The organism is Streptomyces milbemycinicus, from assembly GCF_002154605.1.
Classification (GTDB): Bacteria; Actinomycetota; Actinomycetes; order Streptomycetales; family Streptomycetaceae; genus Streptomyces; species Streptomyces milbemycinicus.
In genome coordinates, this window is the sequence record NZ_MUNE01000812.1 from 1 (window position 1) to 5,897 (window position 5,897).

The 5,897-nt window shown below is 74.6% G+C and carries 7 protein-coding genes; 6 read left to right on the forward strand and 1 reads right to left on the reverse strand.

Features of this window, described 5'->3' with window-relative positions; genetic code table 11:
* The 4 genes from CCN51_RS46795 to CCN51_RS46810 all read left to right on the forward strand — a co-directional run.
* The coding region (locus tag CCN51_RS46795) for a class E sortase (RefSeq protein WP_107426269.1) at positions 1 to 574 on the forward strand (574 nt) is incomplete at its 5' end.
* A 98-nt stretch (positions 575 to 672) separates the two neighbouring features.
* On the forward strand, positions 673 to 981 hold the full coding sequence (locus CCN51_RS46800; protein WP_014179275.1) for a DUF6412 domain-containing protein: 309 nt from the start codon (positions 673 to 675) through the stop codon (positions 979 to 981).
* A 108-nt stretch (positions 982 to 1,089) separates the two neighbouring features.
* On the forward strand, positions 1,090 to 1,812 hold the full coding sequence (locus CCN51_RS46805; protein ID WP_014179276.1) for a YidC/Oxa1 family membrane protein insertase: 723 nt from the start codon (positions 1,090 to 1,092) through the stop codon (positions 1,810 to 1,812).
* An 80-nt stretch (positions 1,813 to 1,892) separates the two neighbouring features.
* Positions 1,893 to 2,750: a fumarylacetoacetate hydrolase family protein gene (locus tag CCN51_RS46810; protein ID WP_014179277.1), complete on the forward strand. Its 858-nt coding sequence runs from the start codon at positions 1,893 to 1,895 to the stop codon at positions 2,748 to 2,750.
* On the opposite strand, the gene CCN51_RS46815 is transcribed toward CCN51_RS46810, so the two are convergent.
* On the reverse strand, positions 2,737 to 3,849 hold the full coding sequence (locus tag CCN51_RS46815; protein WP_014179278.1) for a Gfo/Idh/MocA family oxidoreductase: 1,113 nt from the start codon (positions 3,847 to 3,849) through the stop codon (positions 2,737 to 2,739). The two genes, CCN51_RS46810 and CCN51_RS46815, sit on opposite strands and share 14 nt — an antisense overlap.
* 67 nt (positions 3,850 to 3,916) lie before the next feature.
* On the opposite strand from CCN51_RS46815, the gene CCN51_RS46820 reads away from it, so the two are divergent.
* Positions 3,917 to 5,083, forward strand: a complete 1,167-nt coding sequence (locus tag CCN51_RS46820; protein WP_043487504.1) for an ROK family transcriptional regulator — start codon at positions 3,917 to 3,919, stop codon at positions 5,081 to 5,083.
* A 196-nt stretch (positions 5,084 to 5,279) separates the two neighbouring features.
* Positions 5,280 to 5,897, forward strand: a 618-nt coding sequence (locus tag CCN51_RS46825) for a hypothetical protein (protein ID WP_086860966.1), incomplete at its 3' end; no start/stop codon positions are given.

The following is a 5,897-nucleotide window of genomic DNA, read 5'->3' on the forward strand; positions in this document are numbered from 1 at the left end:
GGCCGAGGATTCGTCGGGGGGCGACTCCGGGGCCGCCGACCCGGACTCGGACCGCGCCGCGGCCGGTACCTCCCCGGCGGCGGCCGGGAGCCGGGCCCCGCGCCGCGACCAGACGTACGCCGTGCTGCGCATCCCCCGCATCGGGCTGACCGCCCCGGTGGCCGAGGGCATCAGCAGGGCCGGGGTGCTCAACAAGGGCTACGTGGGGCACTACCCGAAGACCGCGCAGCCCGGGCAGGTGGGGAACTTCGCGCTCGCGGGCCACCGCAATACGCACGGCGAGCCGTTCCGCCACCTCGACGAGGTGCGGCCGGGCGATACGGTCAGCGTCGAGGTCGCCGACGGCCGCTACACCTATGTCGTCGAGCGGACCCTGCCGCGCACCTCGCCCTCGGACGGCACGGTCGTCGCGGCGGTGCCGTACAGCACGGCGCATCCGCGCTACCGCTACACCGAGCGGGGCTCGTACATCACGCTGACGACCTGCACTCCGGAGTACACCTCGCGGTACCGGTTGGTGGTGTGGGGCAGGCTGAAGGCGGCCGAGCCGCGCGCTGTCGGTGGCGGCGACTAGACTCGCATTCGAATCTCGCGTACGAGTCTCGGATGCGAACGGAGCAGCGGGGCAAGGCTGTTGCGGGTCTCGCGGGTGTGACGGGGAGGGGGAGTCCGATGGTCCACCGCATCGAAGTGCTGCGGATGCACCTCGGCGTGCTCCTGTTCCTGCTGACCGGAGCACTCCTCACCCACACCGGTCTGATGAGCGCCGTCGCGCTCGCTGCGACCGCCACGATCGCGGCCGCCCTGCTGACCTGCGCGCTGCTGGCCGCGCGCGCTCTCGCCCCGCTTCCGCCGGGGCGAATACGCACCGCGATACGGGACAGGGAGCGCCGCACGGCGTTCCTGGCCCAGCGGGATCCCGACGCCGCGGGCCGGCCGCGGCCGCGAGCGCCGGGCCGTCGCCTGCCGACGGCCGCGTAGGCGCTCCGCTCCCGTAGCTTCATCAGCTTCATTGCTGGAGCCCACGTGGCTCGTCATGCCGACTTACCGATTCCGGCACCACGACGAGATCCCGTGGAGGGCTTTCCCATGTCTGTTTTCGCCGCGCTGGGCACGCTGCTCAGCTGGTTCGCCGACTGTCTCGCACCGCTGTTCGGGGCGTCCGCGACGGCCGCCGCGATCGTCCTGTTCACGCTGTGCGTGCGCGCCGCGCTCCATCCGCTCGCCCGCGCGGCCGTGCGCGGCGAGAAGGCGCGCGCCGCGCTCGCGCCGAAGGTGGCCGAGCTGAACCGCCGTCACAAGCGCGACCCCGAGCGGCTGCGGCACGCGATGGCCGAGCTGTACGAGAAGGAGTCGGTCTCCCCGGTCGCGGGCTGCCTGCCGACGCTCGTCCAGCTGCCCGTCTTCTTCGTCATGTACCACCTGTTCTCCACCGGCAGCGGCGCCGGGGACCTGCTGGACCACACCCTGGCGGGCGCCCCGCTGGGCGGCCGGTGGGGCGGCGACCTGGCCGGGCCGCACGGGGCGGTCTACCTCGCCCTGTTCGTGCTGATCGCGGCGGTGGCGGGCTGGACGTCCGTACGCGCCCGCAAGGCGGCCGCCGGCCGGCCGGCCCCCGCCGGGGTCCCGGCGGGGGCGGCCAGGCTGCTGCCCCTGATGTCGTTCGGCACGCTGGTGACCGCCGCCGTGGTGCCGCTGGCGGCGGGGCTCTACCTGGCGACCAGCACGACCTGGACGGCGGTCGAGCGGGCCCTGCTCCAGCGCACGGGCCGGGAGGAGAGGGCCAAAGGAGGCGCGCGGTCCAGTGGATGAACGAAGTCTTGCGGACTGGACGCCGCTCTTGTGAGGATCGATCAGCCAAGGCCGCCCCTCGACTTACGGGAGTCATCAGAATGAAGCTGCTGCGTGTCGGACCTGTGGGGGCGGAGCGCCCGGCGGTGCTCGATGAGTCGGGCACCCCGCGCGATCTGTCGGGCCTGGTCAAGGACATCGACGGGGCCCTGCTCGGCGATGCGGCGGCGCTCGCCGGGATCCGCGAGGCGGTCGCGTCGGGGGAACTGCCCGCGCTGGACGCCACGGACTCCCGGATCGGCCCGCCGCTGGGCCGTATCGGCAAGATCGTGTGCATCGGGCTGAACTACCACGACCACGCCACGGAGACCGGCGCCGCGATCCCCGCGGAGCCGATCCTCTTCATGAAGGCCCCGGACACCGTCGTCGGCCCCGATGACACGGTCCTGGTGCCGCGTGGCAGCGAGAAGACCGACTGGGAGGTGGAGCTGGCCGTCGTCATCGGGCGTACGGCCCGCTACCTCGAATCCGACGAGGAGGCCCTTGCCTCGGTCGCGGGCTACGCCATCGCCCACGACGTCTCGGAGCGGGCGTTCCAGATCGAGCGCGGCGGCCAGTGGGACAAGGGCAAGAACTGCGAGACCTTCAACCCCCTCGGTCCCTGGCTGGTCACCGCCGACGAGATCCCCGACCCCCAGGCGCTGGCCTTGCGCCTGTGGGTCAACGGCGAGCTCAAGCAGGACGGCACCACGGCGGACCAGATCTTCCCGGTGGCCCAGGTGGTGCGCTATCTCAGCCAGTTCATGACCCTCTACCCGGGGGATGTCATCAACACCGGCACCCCGGCGGGCGTGGCCCTGGGACAGCCCGAGCCCAAGCCGTATCTGCGGGCCGGGGACGTCGTCGAGCTGGAGATCGACGGGCTGGGGCGGCAGCGCCAGGAGCTCAAGGACGCGTGATCCGGACCGTACGGCCCTCCGCCGCCGAGGTGCGGGCCGCCTCCAGGACCCGGAGGGCGGCCGCGGCCTCGGCGGCGGTGACCGGCGGGGCGCCGCCGTCGCGGAGCGCGGTGGCGATGGCGCGGTAGTAGGCCGGGTAGTCGCCCGGGAGGGTGGGTACGGGCACGCCGCCGCCGGTCAGGGGCGACTCGCCCGCGCCCAGCCGGCCCCAGGCGGCTTCGGGTTCGGCGCCCCAGGGCGCGCCGCCGTCCGTACCGGGGCGCAGGCCCTCGCGGAGGGCGGCCTCCTGCGGGTCGAGGCCGTACTTCACATAGCCCGCCTGGCTGCCCAGCACCCGGAAGCGCGGGCCCAGCTGCGCGGTGATCGCGCTCATCCACAGGTGGGAGCGGACGCCGCTCGCATGGGTGAGGGCGATGAAGGTGTCGTCGTCGGTGCGGGCGCCGGGGCGGCGCACATCGACCTCGGCGTAGACGGAGGTGGCCGGCCCGAAGAGGGTGAGGGCCTGGTCGACGAGATGGCTGCCCAGGTCGTACAGCAGCCCGCCGACCTCGGCCGGGTCGCCGGACTCGCGCCAGCCGCCCTTGAGCTGGGGGCGCCAGCGCTCGAAACGGGACTCGAAGCGCTGCACCTCGCCGAGCGCACGCTCGGCGAGCAGCTTGTGCAGCGTACGGAAGTCGTTGTCCCAGCGGCGGTTCTGGAAGACGCTCAGCAGCAGCCCGCGGCGGTCGGCGAGCTCGGCCAGCTCCTCCGCCTCGGCGGCGGTCGCGGCGAGCGGCTTGTCGACGACGACCGGCAGCCCGGCCTCCAGGGCGGCGCGCGCGAGGGGGACGTGGGTGCGGTTGGGGGAGGCGATGACGACCAGGCCCAGCTCTCCGGCGCGCGCCCACAGCTCATCGGCGGAGGCGGCGAGGCGCACCCCCGGGTACTCGTCGGCGGCCTGCCGCTGCCGCTCCGGGCTGGAGGTGACCACCGTGTCGAGGACGAGGCCGTCCGTGGCGGCGATCAGGGGGGCGTGGAAGACGGAGCCCGCCAGACCGAAGCCGATGAGGGCGACGCGTACGGGGGCGGAGCCAGGGGTGCCGGTGCCGGTGTCAGCCATGGAACTACTTTGACAACACTGTTGCGGAAGCGCAAGCGGGAGCCACAATGGGGGCGTGAACAGCGCGATGTCGTCGACGGCCCGACCGGGCTCCGGAGCCGGAGCCGGGCCCGGACCGGGAGCCAAGACCGGGCCCGGCGCCAATCTGGCCGTGCTGCGCGGCCATAACGCGGCCCTCGTCCTCGGTCTGCTGCGGGACGCGGGCGAGGGCGGCGTCAGCCGGCTGGAGCTGGCCGCGCAGACCGGGCTGACCCCGCAGGCCGTCAGCAAGATCACGGCCCGGCTGCGGGCGGACGGACTGGCCGCCGAAGCGGGCCACCGGGCGTCCACCGGCGGCAAGCCGCGTACGGTCCTGCGGCTGGTCCCGGGCGCGCGGCGGGCCATCGGACTGCACCTGGACCGCGATGAGCTGACGGCCGTACTGGTCGACCTCGCGGGCACACCGCTCGGCCGGCGCACGGTCCCCTTCGACTTCGGCGCGGGGGCGAAGGAGGCGGTCGCCGTGGTCGGCGGCGAGGTCGAGGCGCTGCTCGCCGAGGCCGACGGCGGCCGCACCGGGCTGCTCGGCGCCGGGGTCGCCGCGCCCGGGCCGCTCGACCACGGCTCCGGGGTGCTGCGCCGCGTCACCGGCTTCCCCCGCTGGGACGGCTTTCCGCTGCGCGACGCGCTCGCTCAGCGCCTCGGCCTCCCCGTCGTCCTGGACAAGGACACCAATGCCGCCGCACTCGGGCTCACCGTCGGCCGCGCCCGGCAGCGCGCCGCCGGGTCCTTCCCCGCCGGGTCCTTCGCGTATCTGCACCTCGGCACCGGCCTGGGCGCCGGTCTCGTCCTCGGCGGGGCCGTCCACCGGGGAGCCCGCACCGACGCGGGGGAGTTCGGGCACCAGGTCATCCAGCTGGACGGGCCGCTCTGCGGCTGCGGCAACCGCGGCTGCCTGGAGGCGCTGTGCCTGGCCGCGGTCGCGGACGGCGACCCGGCCCGGGCGGCGCGGCTGCTCGGCGTCGGCGCCGCCAACCTCGTACGGCTGCTCGACATCGACCGGGTGCTGCTCGGCGGCCGGGTCGTGCTGGCCGCACCCGAGCCGTACGCGCGCGGCGTGGCCGAGACGCTGGCCGCGGACGCGGCGCGGGCCGGCGGCCGTACGGTCCCGGTGGACGTGGTCGGCCGGGGCGGCCACGCGGTCGTGGAGGGCGCGGCGCAGCTGGTGCTGGCGCCGCTGTTCGCGGTGGGGTGAGCGAGCCGTGGGGTGAGCGAGCGGTGGGGTGAGGGAGCGTTGGGCCGGTGGGCTGAATGCGGCTGACGGGCTGTTGGGCCGATCGAGGGGGTTGTTGCCCGCCAGTCGGAGGCAATCGGCCCGGTCGGCCGCGTGTCGGTCCCCCAGGGTGGAAGACAGCAGGGCACTCGGGAAACCACCGCAGCAGAGGTCGCCCATGCGCTCGCCCGCCACCCCCGTCGTCCGCGCAGCCGCCCAGTCCGCCGCCGCGCTCGCGCTGCTGGCGCCCGCGGTGTGGTGCGGAACCGCGCAGTCCGCGGCCGCGTCGGCTGCCGTGCCCTCCTGTGGACGGCGGGAGAGCTCCCGCTTCCCGATCGACGCCCGGCTGCACGACGGCCCTGCCCGGTACCCGCGGGGCGGCGGCTGGCGCGCCTGGCACCTGGAGCTGCGCAACACCACACGCGCCGAGTGCCGCGCCATCCACCCCATCGCGATCCTCGTCGACCGCGCGCACGCCCTGCGGCCCGACCACATCCGGATGGAGTTCCTGGACCCGTACCCCAACAAGGCGGACAAGGCCGCAGATGGCCTATGGCGGCCCGTCTCCTTCGAGACCACGGACGAGGACGAGAACATCGGGGTCTTCGGCGATCCGTTCCAGGGCTTCACGGTGCCCGCGCGCGGGAGCGTGAAGGTGCGGGTGCGGTCCCGCTTCACCGACTCCGCGCCGACCGGCCCCGTCACCGCGAACGTCATCACCATGGAGCGCCGCGCGGACGACGGGGACTGGGTCGGCCAGTCCGGCGACTACGACTTCCGCATCGAGGGCGCGGCG

Bases quoted from the DNA above. Each gene is read 5' to 3' on its own strand.
- CCN51_RS46820 (WP_043487504.1), top strand. From the start codon at position 3,917: ATGTCGTCGACGGCCCGACCGGGCTCCGGAGCCGGAGCCGGGCCCGGA.
- CCN51_RS46810 (WP_014179277.1), top strand. From the start codon at position 1,893: ATGAAGCTGCTGCGTGTCGGACCTGTGGGGGCGGAGCGCCCGGCGGTG.
- CCN51_RS46815 (WP_014179278.1), bottom strand. From the start codon at position 3,849: ATGGCTGACACCGGCACCGGCACCCCTGGCTCCGCCCCCGTACGCGTC.
- CCN51_RS46805 (WP_014179276.1), top strand. From the start codon at position 1,090: ATGTCTGTTTTCGCCGCGCTGGGCACGCTGCTCAGCTGGTTCGCCGAC.
- CCN51_RS46800 (WP_014179275.1), top strand. From the start codon at position 673: ATGGTCCACCGCATCGAAGTGCTGCGGATGCACCTCGGCGTGCTCCTG.